General features: G+C 47.7%; 20 protein-coding genes. 15 read left to right on the top strand and 5 right to left on the bottom strand.

Features of this window, described 5'->3' with window-relative positions; all coding sequences use genetic code 11:
* Positions 1 to 26 precede the first annotated feature (26 nt).
* Both MHB72_RS16580 and MHB72_RS16575 read left to right on the top strand, forming a co-directional pair.
* Positions 27 to 1655 carry a putative polysaccharide biosynthesis protein gene (locus MHB72_RS16580; protein ID WP_020452634.1) on the top strand — a complete coding sequence of 543 codons (1629 nt, stop codon included), beginning with the start codon at positions 27 to 29 and terminating at the stop codon, positions 1653 to 1655.
* A gap of 40 nt (positions 1656 to 1695) precedes the next feature.
* Complete coding sequence (locus MHB72_RS16575; RefSeq protein ID WP_020452633.1) at positions 1696 to 2418, top strand: pseudouridine synthase; 723 nt, start codon at positions 1696 to 1698, stop codon at positions 2416 to 2418.
* A 122-nt stretch (positions 2419 to 2540) separates the two neighbouring features.
* On the opposite strand, the gene MHB72_RS16570 is transcribed toward MHB72_RS16575, so the two are convergent.
* On the bottom strand, positions 2541 to 2762 hold the full coding sequence (locus MHB72_RS16570) for a DeoR family transcriptional regulator (RefSeq protein WP_003184500.1): 222 nt from the start codon (positions 2760 to 2762) through the stop codon (positions 2541 to 2543).
* 271 nt (positions 2763 to 3033) lie between these two features.
* Between MHB72_RS16570 and MHB72_RS16565 the strand changes: the two genes are divergently transcribed.
* Positions 3034 to 3741 carry an ABC transporter ATP-binding protein gene (locus MHB72_RS16565; protein ID WP_020452632.1) on the top strand — a complete coding sequence of 236 codons (708 nt, stop codon included), beginning with the start codon at positions 3034 to 3036 and terminating at the stop codon, positions 3739 to 3741.
* Positions 3738 to 4898, top strand: a complete 1161-nt coding sequence (locus MHB72_RS16560; RefSeq protein ID WP_105980035.1) for an ABC transporter permease — start codon at positions 3738 to 3740, stop codon at positions 4896 to 4898. Before MHB72_RS16565 ends, MHB72_RS16560 begins: the two co-directional genes overlap by 4 nt.
* A 20-nt stretch (positions 4899 to 4918) precedes the next feature.
* On the opposite strand, the gene MHB72_RS16555 is transcribed toward MHB72_RS16560, so the two are convergent.
* Positions 4919 to 6226 carry an NCS2 family permease gene (locus MHB72_RS16555; RefSeq protein WP_020452630.1) on the bottom strand — a complete coding sequence of 436 codons (1308 nt, stop codon included), beginning with the start codon at positions 6224 to 6226 and terminating at the stop codon, positions 4919 to 4921.
* 107 nt (positions 6227 to 6333) lie between these two features.
* Here MHB72_RS16555 and pepV point away from each other — a divergent pair, with 107 nt between their 5' ends.
* The 3 genes from pepV to MHB72_RS16540 all read left to right on the top strand — a co-directional run bounded on the left by pepV (position 6334) and on the right by MHB72_RS16540 (position 8540).
* Entirely contained in the window at positions 6334 to 7725 is a 1392-nt protein-coding gene (pepV, locus tag MHB72_RS16550) for a dipeptidase PepV (protein ID WP_216919757.1), read from the top strand.
* A gap of 16 nt (positions 7726 to 7741) precedes the next feature.
* Positions 7742 to 8215, top strand: coding sequence for a DUF2691 family protein (locus MHB72_RS16545; RefSeq protein ID WP_020452628.1), 474 nt, complete (start codon positions 7742 to 7744; stop codon positions 8213 to 8215).
* Between the two features lie 73 nt (positions 8216 to 8288).
* Positions 8289 to 8540 carry a hypothetical protein gene (locus tag MHB72_RS16540; protein WP_025810985.1) on the top strand — a complete coding sequence of 84 codons (252 nt, stop codon included), beginning with the start codon at positions 8289 to 8291 and terminating at the stop codon, positions 8538 to 8540.
* A gap of 117 nt (positions 8541 to 8657) precedes the next feature.
* On the opposite strand, the gene cysK is transcribed toward MHB72_RS16540, so the two are convergent.
* Positions 8658 to 9590 (bottom strand): cysteine synthase A, encoded by a 933-nt coding sequence (gene cysK, locus MHB72_RS16535; RefSeq protein WP_020452626.1) that lies wholly within the window; start codon positions 9588 to 9590, stop codon positions 8658 to 8660.
* A gap of 139 nt (positions 9591 to 9729) precedes the next feature.
* Here cysK and thpR point away from each other — a divergent pair, with 139 nt between their 5' ends.
* The 5 genes from thpR to MHB72_RS16510 all read left to right on the top strand — a co-directional run bounded on the left by thpR (position 9730) and on the right by MHB72_RS16510 (position 15384).
* Entirely contained in the window at positions 9730 to 10335 is a 606-nt protein-coding gene (thpR, locus tag MHB72_RS16530) for an RNA 2',3'-cyclic phosphodiesterase (protein WP_039072923.1), read from the top strand.
* Positions 10319 to 11260: a hypothetical protein gene (locus MHB72_RS16525; protein ID WP_020452624.1), complete on the top strand. Its 942-nt coding sequence runs from the start codon at positions 10319 to 10321 to the stop codon at positions 11258 to 11260. The genes thpR and MHB72_RS16525 overlap by 17 nt, the downstream gene beginning before the upstream one ends.
* Positions 11261 to 11312: 52 nt before the next feature.
* The gene (locus tag MHB72_RS16520; RefSeq protein WP_025810988.1) at positions 11313 to 12233 is read left to right on the top strand and encodes a YegS/Rv2252/BmrU family lipid kinase; all 921 of its coding nucleotides are present in this window, start codon (positions 11313 to 11315) and stop codon (positions 12231 to 12233) included.
* A gap of 26 nt (positions 12234 to 12259) precedes the next feature.
* The gene (gene pulA / locus MHB72_RS16515) at positions 12260 to 14392 is read left to right on the top strand and encodes a type I pullulanase (protein WP_145930104.1); all 2133 of its coding nucleotides are present in this window, start codon (positions 12260 to 12262) and stop codon (positions 14390 to 14392) included.
* Between the two features lie 188 nt (positions 14393 to 14580).
* Positions 14581 to 15384, top strand: coding sequence for a phosphotransferase family protein (locus MHB72_RS16510; protein WP_020452621.1), 804 nt, complete (start codon positions 14581 to 14583; stop codon positions 15382 to 15384).
* Here the strand turns inward: MHB72_RS16510 and MHB72_RS16505 are convergent.
* Positions 15379 to 15657: a YtzH-like family protein gene (locus MHB72_RS16505; RefSeq protein ID WP_020452620.1), complete on the bottom strand. Its 279-nt coding sequence runs from the start codon at positions 15655 to 15657 to the stop codon at positions 15379 to 15381. The two genes, MHB72_RS16510 and MHB72_RS16505, sit on opposite strands and share 6 nt — an antisense overlap.
* Positions 15658 to 15837: 180 nt before the next feature.
* Between MHB72_RS16505 and trmB the strand changes: the two genes are divergently transcribed.
* The 3 genes from trmB to MHB72_RS16490 all read left to right on the top strand — a co-directional run bounded on the left by trmB (position 15838) and on the right by MHB72_RS16490 (position 19187).
* Positions 15838 to 16479: a tRNA (guanosine(46)-N7)-methyltransferase TrmB gene (trmB, locus tag MHB72_RS16500; protein ID WP_023855521.1), complete on the top strand. Its 642-nt coding sequence runs from the start codon at positions 15838 to 15840 to the stop codon at positions 16477 to 16479.
* Positions 16480 to 16570: 91 nt separating this feature from the next.
* Entirely contained in the window at positions 16571 to 17416 is an 846-nt protein-coding gene (locus tag MHB72_RS16495; protein ID WP_216919767.1) for a YtnP family quorum-quenching lactonase, read from the top strand.
* A gap of 73 nt (positions 17417 to 17489) precedes the next feature.
* Complete coding sequence (locus MHB72_RS16490) at positions 17490 to 19187, top strand: NAD-dependent malic enzyme (RefSeq protein ID WP_186440062.1); 1698 nt, start codon at positions 17490 to 17492, stop codon at positions 19185 to 19187.
* Between the two features lie 35 nt (positions 19188 to 19222).
* On the opposite strand, the gene MHB72_RS16485 is transcribed toward MHB72_RS16490, so the two are convergent.
* A complete protein-coding gene (locus tag MHB72_RS16485) occupies positions 19223 to 19537 on the bottom strand; it encodes a PepSY domain-containing protein (protein ID WP_020452616.1) in 315 nt (104 codons plus the stop codon).
* Positions 19538 to 19625 lie beyond the last annotated feature (88 nt).

The raw sequence follows: 19625 nt of genomic DNA, 5'->3' as shown, positions 1-19625 counted from the left end.
ATTGAAGAAAAATGGTGATTGGGAACATGTCAAGCAAACTGTTAAGAGGCACCTTTGTATTAACGCTTGGTACCTATATTTCAAGGATCCTCGGAATGATTTACTTGATTCCGTTCGGAGCCATGGTCGGTGCCACCGGCGGTGCCCTGTTCCAGTACGGTTATAATCAATATACGATTTTTTTAAGCATTGCGACCATGGGATTTCCGGCGGCCGTGTCCAAATTTGTTTCAAAATATAACTCGATGGGCGATTATGAAACAACGAGAAGGATGCTGCGCGCCGGAATGTCGATGATGCTCGTCACAGGCATCATTGCTTTCTCCATTCTATATTTGTCTGCCCCGTTTTTTGCGGAGATGGCCCTCGGCGGAACAGAAAACAACGGGCTGACGATTGAACATGTCGTGTATGTCATTCGCATGGTCAGTCTCGCTTTACTTGTTGTGCCGATCCTGGCGCTGATCAGAGGCTTTTTCCAAGGTCACCAGATGATGGGGCCGACAGCCGTTTCACAGGTCGTTGAACAAATTGCCAGAATCGTCTTTCTATTAACGGCTACTTATTTGGTGATCAAAGTATTAGACGGAGGGCTTGTCGTAGCTGTCGGCTATGCGACTTTTGCGGCTTTGATCGGCGCATTCGCGGGGCTGTTCACGCTTTATTTTTCCTGGCAGAAAAGAAAAGGGGCGCTTTTGGCGCTGAAGCCGAACCTGGTTCCTTCCGCCAATATTACGTATCGGCAAATGTTTAAGGAGCTGTTCAGCTATGCCGCCCCATACATCTTTGTCGGATTGGCGATACCGCTTTACCAGTACATTGATACGAATACGTTTAATAAAGCGATGATTGCAGCCGGCTATCAAAACATCAGCCAGGATTTGATGGCGATCGTGACGCTGTACGTGCCAAAGCTTGTGATGATACCGGTATCTCTCGCGACGGCATTCGGCCTGACATTGATCCCGGCGGTGACTGAAAACTTTACCAACAAAGATTTCCCTGCTTTAAATAAACAGATTGATCAGGCGATGCAGATCATTCTTTTTATCGTTCTTCCTGCATCAGTCGGTATGGCTCTTTTATCGGGTCCGGTTTACACGTTCTTTTACGGCTCGGAAAGCCTGCTCCCTGAAATGGGACGAGATATTTTGTTCTGGTACGCGCCCGTGGCGCTGTTATTCTCGCTCTTCACCGTCAACGCTGCGATTTTGCAGGGGGTGAACAAGCAGAAATTTGCGGTTGTCAGCCTGATGATCGGGATTGTAATCAAAATCGGGCTTAACGTTCCGCTCATCAAGCTGTTTCAAGGAAGCGGATCGATTTTGGCAACGGCGCTCGGCTATTCAGCGTCACTCCTGTACGGATTTATTATGATTAAACGTCATGCCGGCTATTCGTATCGCAAACTGTTTAAACGGTTTTTGCTGATGCTGATCCTGACGGCGGTCATGGGCATCATGTTGCTGCTTGTTCAGGCGCTACTCAGTCTGTTTATTTCATATGAAGGCGGGCAGATCAAATCTGCTGTCGTCATTTTCATCACAACCGCGGTCGGTGGATCGGTTTATCTGTACTTGGCTTACCGTGTGAAACTACTCGAAAAAATGTTCGGTCAGCGGTTGAATCGCTTTTTCAAAAGAAAGGCCTCCTAAAAAGGGCTTTTCTTTTTATGTAAAAAAAGGGAGTGTCTTCATGAGATTGGATAAACTGTTGTCAAACAGCGGCTACGGTTCGAGAAAAGAAGTCAAAAAAATGCTGAAAAACGGGGCGGTACGCGTGAATGATCAACTGATCAAAGACGCAAAAGAGCATGTAGACCCGGAATCAGACGACATCACGGTTTACGGCGAACCCGTCGTTTATCAGGAATTTATTTACTTGATGATGAACAAGCCGCAAGGCGTGCTGTCAGCGACAGAAGACAGCCGCCAGGAAACGGTTGTTGATTTGCTCGATCCGGAGCTGCTGAGGTTTGAGCCGTTTCCGGTCGGAAGGCTTGACAAGGATACCGAGGGGCTGCTGCTTTTAACGAATGACGGCCAGTTGGCACACCAGCTTCTATCGCCGAAAAAACACGTGCCTAAAACGTATGAAGTACATGTCGATAAGCCGATTGATCAGGCGGCTCTCGATCAGCTTGAAAAAGGGGTCGATATCGGTGAAGGATATGTCACAAAACCGGCTGAAGCGTCGCTTTTGGCAAGCAAAAACGGCGTGGAACGTCTGCTTTTGACAATAACGGAAGGAAAATTTCATCAGGTTAAAAGAATGCTGAAGGCGGTCGGCCGTGACGTCATCTATTTAAAGCGGCTGAAAATGGGGGATGTCGATCTTGATGGAGAGCTTTTGCCGGGGGAATACAGAGAGCTCTCTGAGCACGAGCTTGCCGCATTGCAAAACAAAAAGACACTCTGATTCGTCGAGTGCCTGTAGAGCTGGTTTATGGGGCATCAAACTTCATCGGGTTTGATGCTTTTTATGTTTGATGGCTGTCCTATATGATATTCAGCGCTAAAGTTCAATTTTTCAGAATATTACTATGAGGAGATTTTCACTTTTTTTCTTGTAGTCTCCCATTTGCCTCTGCTGGGGCTGTGTACTAGATCGTTGTATGCCAACACATTCAGATCACGCTGGATTGTTCTCGGTGTAGTGCCAAATTCATCAACCAGTTCCTGGGTTGTAACGAGTCCTTTTTCTTGAATGAACATGTATACTGATTTGATCCTGGTTAGCATTCGGTTTGTTGAAGGTTTCAAACAACCACTCCCTATCGTATGATCGAATGGACTTGACTACCACAACTTACGACTCCAAAATGCAGCATGGACGGTTAGCGACCATTTCTTGAAAATGATCAATAAATATTATACACGATCTCTTTGCCAAATATCCAGAAAAAAGCCGGAGCCAAATTAATGAAAAAATGAAAATCGTGAGCAGAACATGCAGTACGATCACGTTTTTTTGCCAAAAAAATTTTAAACTTTTTCTAGCTTCATACGTAGTAAAAGAGAGGTGGTAAAGATAATGAAATTAAAAGTGCATATTGAGAAATCCGGTTATGAAGAAAAGGAATCGGCGATCGAAAATATATCGTTTACTGTGGGGGAAGGCGAGCTTGTCGGATTAATCGGACCGAATGGAGCGGGGAAAAGCACGACAATTAAAACGATACTCGGTTTAACAAGGCATATGGCCGGGCAGGTTGAATGGGCTGAAACGTCAAACTATGCATACATACCTGAACAGCCCAGTTTTTACGACGAATTGACTTTATGGGAGCATATCACGGCTTTAGGGACGTTTTTGCAGGAGGACGAGTCCTCGTTTTTGCCGAGGGCGAATCGGCTCATCGAGCGATTCTCGCTGGAGCATGCGCTTCATGATTATCCGGGGAGCTTTTCGAAAGGGATGCAGCAAAAGCTGATGCTGATCCATGCTTTTCTCATGCAGCCTGATCTATATATTATCGATGAACCGTTTATCGGGCTCGATCCGATCGCAAGCCGCCTCTTTTTGGATATGCTGAAAGAAGAGCAGAAGCGGGGAGCGGGTATTTTGCTTTGTACGCATGTGCTGGATACCGCCGAGAAGATCTGTGACCGTTTTTTGCTGATTTCAAATGGCCGTCTGATGCTGGAAGGTACGCTCGAAGAGCTGCAGGAGAAAACCGGCCTTTCGGGTGGCTCGCTGCTTGACTGCTTTTACTTTGCTGTAAAAGGTGCGCCCGCATGAGCGGCCGGGCTCTGTTTATCAGCAGGCTGAAAGCGGACTGTCTTTATCAGCTCCGGATCATCAAACTGGTCATCGATTGGACGGTTGCGCTGTATATTGTACTGCCTGCGGCTGGAATCGGCGTTTATCAATATATCAAATGGCTGAATGGAGGGTCGTTTGATAACGGATGGCAGGCCGGATTGATTGTGCTTGCTCCGGCCGTTTTTACGCTGTTTGGGTCTGTGAGGACATTTTTAATGGAAGCTGATCAGCTTTATTTGTTGCAAAAAAAGACACTCGTGCTGGACATGAAAAGGTGCGGCTATTTATATTGTCTGTTTATCCAGTTTTGCAAATGGCTGTTGGCGGCGGCCGTGTTTACTCCTCTGTTCGTCAGACAATTTGGGATTGAACTGCCCGCTTGTCTCGCCGTATTCTTTTTTTATTTCTGTCTCAATTCCTTGATCACCGTCTTGAAGAGGCGGAACATCGGATGGCAGTACAAGCTGAAACACCGGGTGCTGAACGCCGGACTGATCTTTTTCGTGTGGCTGTCGGCTTGTGCAGTTGTTTTGTTGTTTTCCTGGCCGGTTGTAATCTTGAGCGGCATGGTGCTGTCTGTGGCCGCGCTGAAGACCGCCTGCGGCACTCTCGGCAACATGTATCTATTTTATGAAGAGGTTGAATTTGATAACAGAAGAAAGCTGAGACTCGCAAAATTTTTCCTGTCGCTGAACCTGGATGGAAGCGTGCCGAAGCAGGGGAAACGAGGGGCAAAAAGGCCGCGGTTGTTCTTTAAAAAATCTCGGAACATCTTTAAAGCCCGTACAGTGCAAAATGGCCTTAAGGAAATCTTTTTTAAAGTGATGCTGCGCCATCCGGACTATAAAAGACAGGTTATGCAAATGATCGGCATTTTTACGGCGCTGATCATGGTTGGACCGATCTGGATGAAAGCGGGCGCTCTCCTGGTTTTTGCCTTCGCTTATCGAAGTCTGTTGTCCGTCCATTTTGACAAGGTGATGGAACGCGTTTTTTTGCTGGGGGCAGACAAAGAAAGCGACGCTTTTTATGAAGCCAGGCGGAATTCCATTGACTGGTTTTTCTATCCGGGGTTGATCTGGTGCTGCCTCGTCATCGCGCTCAGCCTGATGCTGAAAACCCCGTCTTTTTAAAAAAGACGGGGTTCAGTCGTTTAATGCCCTTCCAAAAAGAAGAGGTGTATGAAAAAGAGAACGGCAAACACGAAGACAAGCGGATGAATTTCGCGCCATTTGCCTTTCGCGGCTTTGACAATCGGATAAGAAATAAACCCGAGGGAAATGCCTGTCGCAATAGATGATGTCAGCGGCATTGTCAAAATGACGAGAAAGGCCGGGAATGCTTCGTCAAGCTCTTTCCAGCGAATGTTGGTGACAGCGCCGATCATCATGCTTCCTACAATGATCAATGCCGGCGACGTAATCGCTGAGATCCCGGAGACCGCGCTCACAAGCGGGCTGAAAAACAGCGCCGCTCCGAAAAGCACAGCGACTGTTAAAGACGTAAGCCCTGTTCTTCCGCCTGCGGCCACCCCTGCGGATGATTCGATATAAGCGGTCGTCGGGCTTGTCCCGAACATTGCGCCGATCGTCGTTGCTGTCGAATCGGCAAGAAGGGCTTTTCTTGCATTCGGCAGTTTGTTGTTTTTCATGAGTCCGGCTTGTTCGGCGACACCGATCATCGTTCCTGTCGTATCAAAAATCGTGACGAGCAGGAACGAGAAGACAACCGAATAAAGGCCGTAGTGGACGACATCTCCAAAAGCGGCGAAAGGGTTTGTGACGATCAGTTTTTCCGGCAGATGAGGCATTGACAGAATCCCTTTGGTAAACTCAAGCTGGCCGGTAAAAAAGGCGATCAGGCCGGTTAAGATCATACCGAAAAATAGAGCGCCGTTCACATTCATGACCATCAAAACGACGGAGAAAGCCAAGCCGATTAGTGCCAGGATCACTCCGGGCGAGTGCAGATTGCCGAGTCCGACCAAATTGGATTCATTGGCGGTAATGATTCCGGCTCCTCTCAGACCGACAAAAGCGATAAACAAGCCGATTCCGGCGGTAATCCCGTATTTTAGATTAGCCGGAATGGCTTCGATCAGTTGTTTTCTAAGAGGTGTTAGCGATAAGATAATAAAGAGGATACCGGCCGCGAAAACAGCGCTGAACGCTGTCTGGTAAGAAATTTCGCCGTTGGACGAGCCGACGACTGACACTGCAAAATACGCATTCAGCCCCATCCCGGGTGCAATCGCGATCGGAAAGTTGGCGGAAAGCGCCATCCAAAGCGTTCCGACGACGGCAGCAATGATTGTGGCAGTGAACACTTGATCAAACGGGACGCCTGTACCGGATAGGATACTAGGGTTGACCACGACGATATAAACCATTGTAAAGAAGGTTGTAATACCGGCGAGAATTTCTTTTTTGACTGTGGTTTGGTTTTCTTTTATGTTAAACATCATTTCCTCCAATAACGAACATTATAGCAAAACAATATCTATATTATTCGTTATCGGGTGTTTTTGCAAGGGTTTTTGGCTAAACTAAAAAAAGAAGGGGCGAAATTATGAACTGGGAACAGAAAGTGTCAAAAAGACGGAATGAGATCGTAGAGGATATTCAAGGTTTTTTAAAAATCAACAGCGTCCTTGATGAAGAGACGGCGGGTCCGGGTCGGCCGTTTGGAAAAGGAATTCAAGAATGCCTGACAGCGCTTTTGAATAAAGGGGAAGAAAGCGGATTTACGGTCAAAAATCTTGACGGGTATGCAGGCCATATCGAATGGGGGAAAGGCGAGGAGATCATCGGCGTGCTTTGCCATATTGATGTCGTTCCGCCCGGAGATGGCTGGACGAGCGATCCGTTTGCTGCAGAAATTAGAGACGGCCGCATCTATGCAAGGGGAGCGCTTGATGATAAAGGGCCGACAATGGCCGCGTATCATGCATTAAAAATTGTCAAAGACTCCGGCCTCCCATTATCAAAGCGAATCAGAATGATTATCGGCACTGATGAAGAAAGCGACTGGCGCTGTGTGGAGCATTATTTTAAACACGAAGAGATGCCTTCGGCCGGTTTTGCGCCTGATGCTGATTTTCCGATTATCTATGCGGAAAAAGGCCTGATTGACGCGGCTTTAAAAATTGAAACTGATCAAGCGGAAACAGGTGCGGACTTAACATTGGAGACTTTCCGGTCCGGCCGGCGTCTGAACATGGTGCCTGATGACGCCGAAGCCGTCCTGGAGGGGTCTGCCCCATCAGGTTTTGAAGAGTCATTTGTCCGGTTTGTAAAAGAAAAGCGTGCAGAAGGGCGTATTTTTCAAGAAGACAGTAGACTGACATTAACCGTGTACGGCAAATCAGCTCACGCCATGGAGCCTAATAACGGTGTCAATGCCGGCCTCATTTTGTCCGAGTTTTTACATACCCAATCCCTTGACAGAGCCGGGCTCCAGTTTGTTCAAACGGTTAGCGGGGCTTTTGCCGGAGATACGAGAGGGAAAAAAATCGGCATCGGCTGCCGCGATGACATCAGTGGAGAGTTGACGTTGAATGTCGGCCGGCTGCAGTATGAACAGGAAAAAGGCGGAGAAGCCCATATTAACATCCGCTATCCTGTGACTGAAGAGAGCGATCGGGTGAAATCCGGGCTTTCGCAAATAAAGGGCGCCCGGCTGGTGAGCTTTAAAGACAGCAAGCCCCATCATGTAGCAAAAGACCATGAGCTGATCCAAACGCTGCAGCGGGTCTATGAGGAGCAGACAGGGGAAACGGCACAATTAATTTCGATCGGAGGGGCGACATATGCACGGTCACTGGGAGCCGGCGTGGCATTTGGACCGCTGTTTCCAGGCCGTCCCGACGTTGCCCATCAGAAAGACGAGTATATGGAAATTGATGATCTGCTGAAGGCTGTATCGATATATGCACAGGCCATTTATGAATTGGCGAAGTAGCAAAGAGAGTGATGACATGAGTCATAAGCGAGGCGTTTTATTTGAAATCCCGAACGGGTACGGGCGCTTTCTTCTCGATATGCTGAAGCCGGTTGAACCGGCCGATTTCAATTGGCTGCTTGCCGATGGCGAATGCTATCTCGTAGAAAACGGTGAATTGTCAGATGAAAATCTTTTTCCTCAAGATCCGCAGGTGATGACAGGAGAAGCATTTAAAAAAAGGCTGGAAGACGCAAGGTACTATCTCATCTTCGCCGATCTGAAGGCTTTTCCGAAGGATGGCCATCCTGAAGATGTCAGCACATATGAATCATATATGAAAAGCAGCTGCGAGCTGATTGTGCTTACAGCCGATTCGAGTTTTGTCACGATATACTGCAAAGATCAAAAAAAACTGGAGCTTCTATATCAAAATGCAAAGGACTGCGGTTTCAAGCGGATTGAATATATAACGGATCACAACGATGCCAGGACAGGAATGCATGTGTAGCATAACGAAGACGGCCGCTCTCTAGAGCGGCTTTTTTGCTGTTAAACATTGCTGTTTTCAGGAGAGGGGCTTTTTGAAGCAGGAAAAGGAATTGCTGCATGTGAGGAAACGGTTTTATTCATTTTATTTTTTGTTCTTTTTCGGTTACGGGCGTTTTATCCGCTTCTTTCCGTGTCGTCAGACCCTCGCATTCGTTGTCAGGCCTGCTAAGTCGGTGCTCACGAACAAAAGAGAAACGGCGGCTAACGGAGCAGGCGTCGTCCTGCCTGAACACTGCCGTCATCACAATCCTGTGAAAACCAGCTCCAATGCTCGGCCTTCCTAGACTGCAAGGGTTGCGGTTCACGCTAAAAAGATGAAAAAATCCCAAAACGTCTCTTAGCTTTGGGATTTTTTCAACAATCTGAGCCTGATTTCACAACAGAAACCAGGCTTTTCTCTCTTAATCAAATTGAAATAAATCGCTTGATAAATAGCGTTCTCCTGTATCGGCTGTCATACAGACGACCACTTTGTCGGGAGGGAGCTTCTTAGCTGTTTCAACAGCGGCGAAGCAAGCGGCCCCAGAAGAAGGGCCGACAAGGATTCCTTCTTCCCGCGCCAATCTGCGCGTCATCTCATAGGCTTCTTCGTCCTTGATCTTTAAGATTTCGTCATAGACGTTTTCGTTTAAAATGTTTGGAATAAATCCCGGACTTGTCCCGACAAGCTTGTGCTTTCCCGGTTTGCCCCCGGATAAAACAGGCGACCCTGCAGGTTCTGCCACATGAACGGTTATCCCCGGAAATAACGCTTTCAGCTTTTCGCCTGTTCCGGTAATCGTTCCCCCTGTTCCTGCTGTTGCAACAAATGCGGCAAGCGGTTTGCCGATTTCTTCTATTGCCCGGGCAATTTCCAGAGCGGTTGATCTCCGGTGAGCCTCCGGATTGGCTTCATTATCAAACTGCATCGGAATAAAGCTGCCCGGAATTTCCCGAGCAAGCTCCTGCGCTTTTTTGATGCTGCCCGGCATCCTTTCATCCCCCGGCGTCAGGACGACCTCAGCTCCGTACGCTTTCAGAAGGTTGATCCGCTCTTTTGTCATCGTATCAGGCATAACAAGAATGGCTTTGTAGCCTCTTGCCGCAGCGTTCATCGCAAGGCCGATGCCGGTGTTTCCGCTCGTCGGTTCGATGATGGTTGAACCCGGTTTCAGCAGGCCTTTTTCTTCGGCATCCACAATCATTTGGTAGGCCGCGCGGTCTTTCACGCTTCCGCTCGGATTAAAAGATTCAAGCTTGATATAAACTTGGGCTGCGTTTTCGGGCTGAACGCGGTTCAACTTGACAAGGGGCGTTTCCCCGATTAATTCTGCAATATTGTGAACGGCTTTCACGGCTGTGCACCCTTTCCAAAAAACATGATTCTGTCATTATCCTATCATAAGGCCTCGGAAAGTGGAAAATAGAGAGGTTATAAGTCCTTATATTTTTTGTTAAAATATAGAGAAGACGAATGAGGAGGAAGCCATACATATGTCAGTCAAACCGCATTACTTTATTGGAATTCCAATTCCGGCGGAGCTTAGTGAGCCGCTTTATCGAACAGTCAGCAGCCGTCCGGAATTTTCTTTTCATAGATGGGTGCATCCTTTGGACTACCACATCACCCTCGTGTTCCTCGGCTCCGCTGAAGAAGAGCAGCTGGCTATGCTTGCTGACAGCCTCAAGCTGATCTCCGCTGAGACGGCTCCGTTTCAGATTGCCTTGAAACGTTTCGGAACCTTCGGCAAGCCGTCGGAGCCGAGAATTCTTCATGCGGAACCGGAATACTCAGACGCTCTCTTTCAAGTGAGGGAACGGGTGAAGCATGCTGCAGATGCGGCGGGATTTGAAATTGAAAAACGGCCTTTTCATCCACATATGACGGTTGCTAGAAAGTGGAATGGATCGGCTTCTTTTAACGGCCGCCTGGAGCCTCTTGAAGACGCGGTGTCTTTTACGGCCGGGCATTTCACCATCTTTCAAACTCATTTAGACAGGCTTCCCAAATATGAGCATCAAGCCGTTTTCCATTTCGGTGAACGGCCGGCTGCAGAAAAGCAAGATTCGGAGATGAACGCAGATGGCACAGATTATTAAAATACAGGACTGCATTTCAAGGTATGAACAGGATCCTTATCATTATATCAACCAGTTTATCCGCTTGAAAAAGCAGCGCTGGCAGTCAATTAAAGAGATGGCTGAGAAAAAGAAAGACAGCCTTCATTACGATAAAGAAGCCGCCGATGATGAAGCGGTCGGAAAAAGAAAGAAGACATTTACATTAAAGAGAAAAAAAGAAGCATCCGATATTAATAAAGGAAAAGAAGCCGATGAATGGTTTAACGGACTGGATGGAGAAACGGATGAAAGCTTGATTGCAAGAATTCCTGCGGCAGGGGAGGAACTCGTGTCGTTTTTCAAAGAATACGTGTACGAGTTTCAGCTGAAATGGGCAAGCTCGACAATCTCTGACATATCCAGGCTTTCCCGGGAAATAAAAAGCGATAAAATCCTGCACATTTTGGCACAGCAGCTGCCGGATTCATATTTCATCATGTATCGGCCGGTGCTGCAGGTGAATCAGGCTGCGGTAGAGCTCAGCGTCTTGATTCTCACACCTCTTGAGATCTACTGTATATCATTTCTCGAAGGCGAGAAGGACAGCGCATTTATCGGTTCCAAAGATCGTTTTTGGAAAGAAAAAACGGTAAGAGGAAGAGAACGGTCCCTGTTAAATCCGGCTGTTGAGCTTCTCAGGACAGGCACGGTTCTTTCCGGCTTGTTAAAGGGATCGGGGATTGAACTGCCTGTGCGCAAAGTCGTTGTCAGCCGGACATCGTATATCGATTATCCGGAACCTCCTTACGGTATCAGCATTTGCGACAAAAGACACTGGAAAGAGTGGCTGGAGAAGCAGCAAAAGAACTTCGCCCCGATTAAAAGCCAGCAGCTGAAAACGGCGAAAATTCTGTTGTCGCACGGCGTCTCCGACTCGATGCGGAGACAGGAATGGCTGAGCTGACCGCCAGAACGTTATCCCGGCTTTTTCATACTATAAAATGGAGAATGGAATCATGAGCGATTGGTATATCATCATAAATCCAAAGGCGGGAAATGCGACGGCCTTCAGAGTATGGAAATCATTGCAGAAAGACCTTCAAAAGGCAAATATATCGTACCGCTCATTTATGACCCAGCATCCCGGGCATGCTGAAGTGTTGGCAAGGCAAATATCAACGATGCAGGATGACAGGCTGAAGCGTCTGCTGGTGATCGGCGGGGACGGAACCGTCCATGAAGTGCTCAACGGCTTAGTCAGCTTGCGGGATATTCAGCTGAGCGTCATCCCGTCGGGCTTAAATAATGATTTTAAACGCGGCTTTGCCGTGAAAAAATCGAATGTCATTAAAGAAATGAAGCGAAAAGGGCAATCGCTGACCCGGACCTATGCCCTCGGAAGCTTTCATACGAAAGACAGTGAAAACGAACTCTATTTTGCCAATCATCTCAGCCTAGGATTTGATGCCTGCGCCGTCAAAAAGATGACTGCTTTGCCGAAATGGACGGCTGCTCTCAGGCTGAATCATTTGATTCAGCCGCTGATTTTCTTTGTTACGGCGTTTACGTTTAAACCGTTTGTTCTTTCGTATGAGAATGGGGATGACAAGCGTACGTTTAAAAAAATCTGGTTTGCGTCGGTTTCAAATCACCCCTACTATGGCGGAGACATGAAGATTGCACCGAACGCGAATCCGCGGGATGAGTTTTTAGACGTGATCATTATTGAAGACCGCTCCGTATTGAAAAAAGCCGGCCTCTTGTTTGCAATGATATTCGGCAAACACATCGGTAAAAACGGTGTTACGGCGTTTAAGACGAAAGAAATTTATTTTCATACGAATGAGCGGGTGCTCTTTCAAGCGGATGGAGAGGTGATCGGCTGGGCGCCCGTTTTCATAAAAACAGGGACCGAATCTCTTCGGTTAAGAGCATAAATCTTTCGAATGAAGGAGAGACTGATATGCCGGGTATCAGCCGCCCCTTTGAAGCTTATCTCGATGAAATGAGAACGATCACTGTTTTAGTTCCGAAGAGCCGCGCGTCAAGCTGCAGCCCCCCTTTTCTGCTTGAAGATGATCAAGGAGGGAAGATAGAGCTTTCGGTAAAAGCGACGGAGGAGCTTGAGGAGAAATTCAAGTATGTTCTCGAAAGCAGCCGCCCCGTTCCATTCGGAAGAGTTCATAAAGTATGCTGTGAAGAAAGCGTCTGGACAGACCTGCAAATTGGTTCTGTTACCCGAAGTGCGGCGTTTGACAAGGCTTTTTTTTATGACGGCCGTCTCGGTGCTTTTTATTCAAAAGAGCGTACTTTATTTAAGGTATGGGCGCCGACCGCGAGTACGGCAGCGATCAAGCTGGAGAGCCCTGATTCGCTTCAAACAAATACTTTTCAAATGATGCGCAGAGAAAAGGGTGTTTTTGAGGTAACGGTCGAAGGCGATCTGAACGGCTGGTCCTATTTATATAAGCTTTATGTAAACGGGACGCCGTTATTGACAGTCGATCCTTATGCGAAAGCTGTTACGGTAAACGGGGAAAAGGGCGTTGTAATAGATCCTGAGGAAGTCAAAGTGAAAAAATACCGTGCGCCAAGCCTTCACAGTCCGTGTGATGCGATTATATATGAGGTTCACATCCGCGATTTTTCGATTCATGAAGACAGCGGTATGCGCCATAAAGGCAAATATCTTGCTTTCACAGAGGACGGAACTGAAACGTCCGGCGGCTTCTCAACGGGAATTGCCTATTTGAAAGAGCTCGGCGTCACCCATATCGAGGTTCTGCCCTTTCACGATTTTGCCGGAGTTGACGAGCTGTCTCCGGACCAATCCTATAATTGGGGCTATAACCCCCTTCATTTTAATGCGCCTGAAGGAAGCTATTCGCTCGATCCGCAGAACCCCAAAAGCAGAATCACCGAGCTGAAAACGATGATTCAGACGCTGCACAAACACGGCTTCTCCGTGATCATGGATGCCGTATATAATCATGTGTACAAGAGGGAAACATCCCCTTTTGAAAAAACGGTTCCCGGGTATTTTTTCAGACATAATGAATACGGTTTTCCAGCCGACGGAACAGGCGTCGGAAATGACATTGCATCTGAGCGGCTGATGGTGCGAAAATATATTCTCGATTCTGTCCGCTATTGGCTTGAAGAATATGATGTCGACGGAATTCGTTTTGATTTAATGGGCATTCTTGATATTGAAACCGTCCGCCAAATCAGTAAGCTTGCCGAGAATGTGAAGCCGGGCGCGCTCCTGTTCGGAGAAGGCTGGGATTTAAATACCCCGCTTGAAAGCGGGCAAAAAGCAACATTGCAAAATGCCGGGAAAGTTCCGGCGGTCGGCTTTTTTAATGATCGGTTCAGAAACGCAGTCAAAGGGAGTACATTTGAGCTCGGTGACCGTGGATATGCTTTAGGGGACACTGGAAAAAAAGCTGAGCTTCAACATGGAATTGCCGGCTCACCGGGATTCTTGCTGCCGCCACAGTCAATCAATTATGCGGAGTGCCATGACAATCATACGTTTTGGGATAAGATGGCCTTCTGTTCGGAAGAAGATGCCTGCACAAAACGGCTCAGGCAAAGGCTCGCGCTGTCGATCGTCCTGCTTTCGCAAGGCGTTCCATTTCTTCATGCCGGGCAGGAATTTTGCCGAACAAAGAATGGGGACAGCAACAGCTACAGGTCGGGAGATGGCATCAACAGGCTCGATTGGGAAAAGCGGGCGGAGCTTTGCGAGGACGTCGAATATGTGCGCCAGCTGATCAGGCTGCGGAGAAGCCATCCCGCTTTTCGTCTGCAAAAAGAGGAGGAAGTCAAGGAACATCTTTCTTTTATGAGCGGTACAGGAGAAGTGACGGCCTACAAGCTGAAGAACATTGCAGCATTTGATCCCTGGAACGAAATCATAGTGGTGCATTGTCCGTCTGCAAAAAAGGAAACGCTTGAGCTGCCCGCCCAGAAACAGTACTTGCTGCACTGCGATCCTTTTACGTTCTTCAATGGGAAGGTTCAAGCGGAAAAAAGGCTTCGGCTAAACGGCATCGGAACCTATGTTCTATACGAACCAAAAGGGATTTTTTAGTTTTGCTTGACGAAGTTTGGCGTCTAGCGCTAAAATTTAAAAGACGGCTATTGTTTAGCACAAATGACTCTCAATAGCCGTCTTTTTATTTGAATATAAAGAGACGACAATACAAGCGGTTTGCTGCCCGCTCTAGGGAGCAGATGCTTTTTAAAATCTTTTAATGAAATGATGGGTTGAAAATCGATATGAACTGGTTGGGACAATTACTAGGTAGCGAATGGGAGATTTCCCCCGCAGGAGGAGCTACAGGAGACGCATATTATGCAGAACATAATGGACAGCAGCTTTTTTTAAAGCGCAACAGCTCTCCTTTTTTGGCTGTCCTGTCCGCGGAAGGAATTGTTCCTAAGCTCGTTTGGACAAAACGAATGGAAAACGGGGATGTGATTACAGCACAGCACTGGCTCAAGGGAAGAGAACTGAAGCCGAAGGATATGAACAGCCAGGCGGTGGCTGAGATGCTTCGGAAAATTCACAGCTCCAAAGAGCTTTTAGACATGCTGAAGAGACTCGGCAAGCAGCCTTTTCAGCCAAGCTCTGTAATCACTCAATTGAAGCAGTTTATCCAGGCCCGGCAATATCCGATACCGCAGCTTGACCAAGCCCTTTTGTATCTGGAGCACCATCTCGATGATGTACAGTCCGGAGAAAAGGTCGTCTGTCACTGCGATGTGAATCATAACAATTGGCTTCTTACAGATCAGAACCAGCTTTATTTAATCGATTGGGATGGAGCGATGATTGCAGACCCCGCGATCGATCTGGGGCCACTTCTTTATCATTACGTTGAAGAGCGGGAATGGGGAAGCTGGCTCGAACGCTACGGCTCTTCGTTAACGGACAATCTCAGGCTGAGAATGGCTTGGTACGTATTGGCGGAAAAAGCAATGACAACACTCTGGCAAGAAGCGAAAGGCAATCAGGAAGGCTTTCACCAAGGGCTGGAACAGCTTCACGCATTAATGAAGCGTCTCGCCGGAGCTTCATGAAAATGAGCCGATATCTTCCACCCATTGTGTGAGATGATCCTGGTGTTCCTGAATGTGGCTGTTGATTGAAGCGGACGATTTTCCCCTCTGGCTGTACAAATAAATGTCTTCGAGGACGCCTTTTAGGCCGGCGTCAAGATTCGTATTTGCCATTAAAGACTTGATAATCCGCTCCATCTGTTCGCACTCAGCGACGGTTCCGGTGCAGTCTGCCTGATGGTCTGAGAGAATATCTTTTAATAGATGAATCTGATTTTGCTGATTTAAGCCCATAATATTGGCACTTCCCTTCATTCTCGGAGTATATGGATTAAAATGTTCAGAAAGCTGTAATTTATACGCGAAAGACCCGGAGGCCGATCTTCGGTCTTTTTTGCTTTGGAAGAGGCCTTGCGGGATTCCGGGATTTCATGGTATGTTGTAAGACGATATAACAAATAGAGGTGTAAGTACATGCGAATGCGTCACAAGCCTTGGGCGGATGACTACCTGGCTGAAAACTCTCATATTGTGATCAGCGAGCCGTCTCAATGTAAAGGGAAATGGCATTCCATTTTTGGAAATGACAACCCGATCCACATCGAAGTAGGAACCGGAAAAGGGCAATTTATTTCAGGAATGGCCCTGCAAAATCCGGATGTAAACTATATCGGAATCGAATTATTTAAAAGCGTCATCGTAACCGCTGTTGATAAAGTAAAGCAGACAGAGGCGCCGAATGTAAAGCTTTTGAACATTAATGCCAATATGCTTTCAGACGTTTTTGCAGATGGGGAGGTCGACCGGGTCTATTTGAATTTTTCCGACCCGTGGCCGAAAAAACGCCATGCAAAGCGCCGTCTGACCAATCAAGCGTTCTTGAAAAAGTATGAGCAGGTGCTCGGAGGCAAGGGAGCGATTCATTTCAAAACCGATAACCGAGGATTATTTGAGTACTCCCTTACCAGTTTTTCCGAATACGGACTCGTTTTGACGTTCGTCAGCCTTGATCTGCATCAAAGCGATTTTCAAGGAAACGTGATGACCGAATACGAAGAAAAGTTCGCCGCTAAAGGCCAGCCGATCTACAGAGTAGAAGCTGAATGGCGAACATAAAAAACAGACTGCTTCCGGCGGTCTGTTTTTTTGCTTTCAAATGAAGCTTCGGGTTGCGTTTTTTGCTACGATAGGAGAAGGAGGGATGATCATGGAAACTTTAACAATCGGACGAATCAAGCTGACATGGCTGAACGGAGGCGTTACACATATGGACGGAGGCGCCATGTTCGGCGTTGTGCCCAAGCCGCTTTGGTCTAAAAAGTATGAGGCCAATGAGAAAAATCAGATCGAACTGAGAACAGACCCTATACTTGTTCAGAAAGACGGCACAAATTTGCTGATCGATTCCGGTATCGGACGCGGCAAACTGACGGATAAGCAGAAACGAAATTACGGGGTCACCGAAGAATCGTCAATTGCTGACTCGTTAAAAGCACTCGAGCTCTCAACGGAAGATATCAACGCCGTTCTGATGACACATCTCCATTTTGACCATGCATGCGGATTGACGCGCTATGAGGGAGAAAGCCTTGTTTCCGTGTTTCCGAATGCAGCGATTTACACGTCTGCGATCGAATGGGAAGAGATGAGAAATCCGAATATCCGCTCGAAAAATACATATTGGAAAGAAAACTGGGAAGCAGTTCAGCATCAAGTGAGGACCTTCGATGAGAAGCTTGAAGTTTTGCCGGGAATTACGATGCATCATACAGGCGGCCACAGCGACGGTCATTCCGTGATCGTTCTTGAGGATGCCGGCGAAACGGCCCTTCATATGGCTGATATTATGCCGACGCATGCCCATCAGAATCCTCTCTGGGTGCTGGCGTACGACGATTATCCGATGACATCGATTGCGGCGAAGCAAGCATGGCAGGCGAAAGCCGCCGAGAAAAACGCCTGGTACATTTTTTACCATGACGCCATTTATAGGGCATTAAAATGGGATGAAAACGGCGAGATTGCAGAGTCAGTAAAGAGAGAAAGGCGCTAAGCTATTTTGGTGAATGGTTTGCTTTGTAGTTATCCATCCTAAGGATAACTAACTTTTGAAAGGAAGACGACGGGTGAGCCACAATAATCTGAATGAACAAGTGATCGAGACGCAATTAAGAGGATTTGAAGTCCTTGCAACGCCCCTGCTGAACAAAGGGGTTGCCTTCCCTCCGGAGGAAAGGGAAGCTCTCGGCTTGACAGGATTGCTTCCTCCCAAGGTGCTGACGCTTGAAGAACAGGCAAAACGGGCGTATAAACAGTTCCAATCACAACCTGATGACTTGAGCAAAAACGTCTATTTAACGGCGCTTCATGACCGAAATGAAGTGCTGTTCTACAGGCTTCTGAACGACCATATGACAGAAATGCTGCCGATTGTTTATACCCCGACTGTCGGAACGGCAATCCAGCAATACAGCCATGAATACAGAAAGCCGCGGGGGCTGTTTTTGTCGGTTAATGACCCTGAAGGCATGAAAACGGCATTTGAAAATCTGGCCGCTAAAAAAAGCCGGATCGATTTGATCGTGGCCACTGATGCTGAAGGGATTCTCGGAATCGGGGATTGGGGAGTCGGAGGCATCGCCATTTCGATCGGAAAGCTTGCCGTTTATACTGCGGCTGCGGGCATCGATCCTAACAGGGTCCTTCCCGTTGTCATTGATGCGGGGACGAACCAGGAAAGGCTTCTCAATGATCCGCTTTATGTCGGGAATCAGCATTCAAGAATCAGAGGCGAGCGTTATGAATCGTTTATTGATCAATACGTTCAAATCGCAACCGAGACGTTTCCGGGCGTTTTGCTGCATTGGGAAGATTTCGGAACGCAAAATGCACGTCAGATTTTAAAAAAATACAAAGACAAAATTTGCACCTTTAATGACGACATTCAAGGCACAGGAGCAGTCACCCTTGCAGCGGTGCTTGCGGCCGTCAAAATATCGAAAATGCCCCTGAAAGATCATAAAGTGGTCATATTCGGAGCGGGGACGGCCGGGATCGGCAACGCAGAGCAAATTCGCGCCGCTCTTGTTCAAGAGGGGGTGTCGGAAGAGGAATCATACCGCCGTTTTTGGTGTGTTGACCGGAACGGTTTGCTGACAGATGATATGAACGACTTGCAGGACATTCAAAAGCCGTATGCACGGCCTGCCGACGAGGTCAAAGACTTTAGCCGGAACGGCCCGGGGGATACAATCGATCTGCTTGAGGTGGTAAAACAAGTGCAGCCTACCATTTTGATTGGAACCTCTACTGTATCGGGCGCATTTACAGAAGAAATCGTAAAAGAAATGGCAAAGCATGTGAAACGGCCGGCTATATTTCCGATGTCCAATCCGACGCCGTTATCTGAAGCAAGACCAGAAGATTTGATCAAATGGACGGAAGGGCGGGCGCTCGTCGCCACAGGAAGCCCGTTTGCGCCTGTCGATTACAACGGCACCCGTTATGCGATCGGCCAGGCGAACAATGCCTTTGTATTCCCCGGTCTCGGTCTCGGAACGCTCGTATCAAAAGCAAGGCTGATTACGGACAACATGTTTTACGCCAGCGCAGCTGCGATCGCGGGTATGGTTGACACCGGCCGGCCCGGCGCAGCGCTCCTTCCGGAGGTTGAGGATTTGCGCACGGTTTCCGCAACAGTAGCAACGGCTGTCATTAAAGCAGCCATAAAAGACGGAGTTGCAGAAAATGAGCCGGGCGATGTGATTCAAGCTGTGCAGGATGCGATGTGGCATCCGGTCTACCGGCCGATTCGCGCCATATAAAAAATGCGGCCATTTCAGGCCGCATTTTTTTGATGCTATGCTGCGGTATCAATCACATCTACGATCATGCCTGTCTTCGCATCAACCATGACTTCGTACTGTTCAAGCTCTCCGAAAGCAGAACGTGTAATGCCTGTTTTGTACACCATGACGGTTTCGCCGTTTACGGTATAGGCTTCCGGAACGGTATATATCCATGAACCGTCGATCGGGCCTCTCTGTTTAAAAGCGGACTTGACGATGCGCAGCGCTTTTTCAGAAGAAATGTAAGGCTGCATGACATATTGTTTGACAACAACGGCCGCGGCAATGCCGATGCCGGCCCCAAGAAGAAAATGGCGCAGTTTCATCTTTTCAGCACCTCCAAAGCTTGTTTTTTTCATTATACAGAACATGTCCGTCCGTGTTAAGGATGGGCTCTCTTCTGGAAACACATCG

It is taken from the genome of Bacillus sp. FSL K6-1284, assembly GCF_038002625.1.
Lineage (GTDB): Bacteria > Bacillota > Bacilli > Bacillales > Bacillaceae > Bacillus > Bacillus paralicheniformis.
Note: the sequence above shows the minus strand (reverse complement) of the source record. Positions and strands in the feature narration are given on the sequence as shown.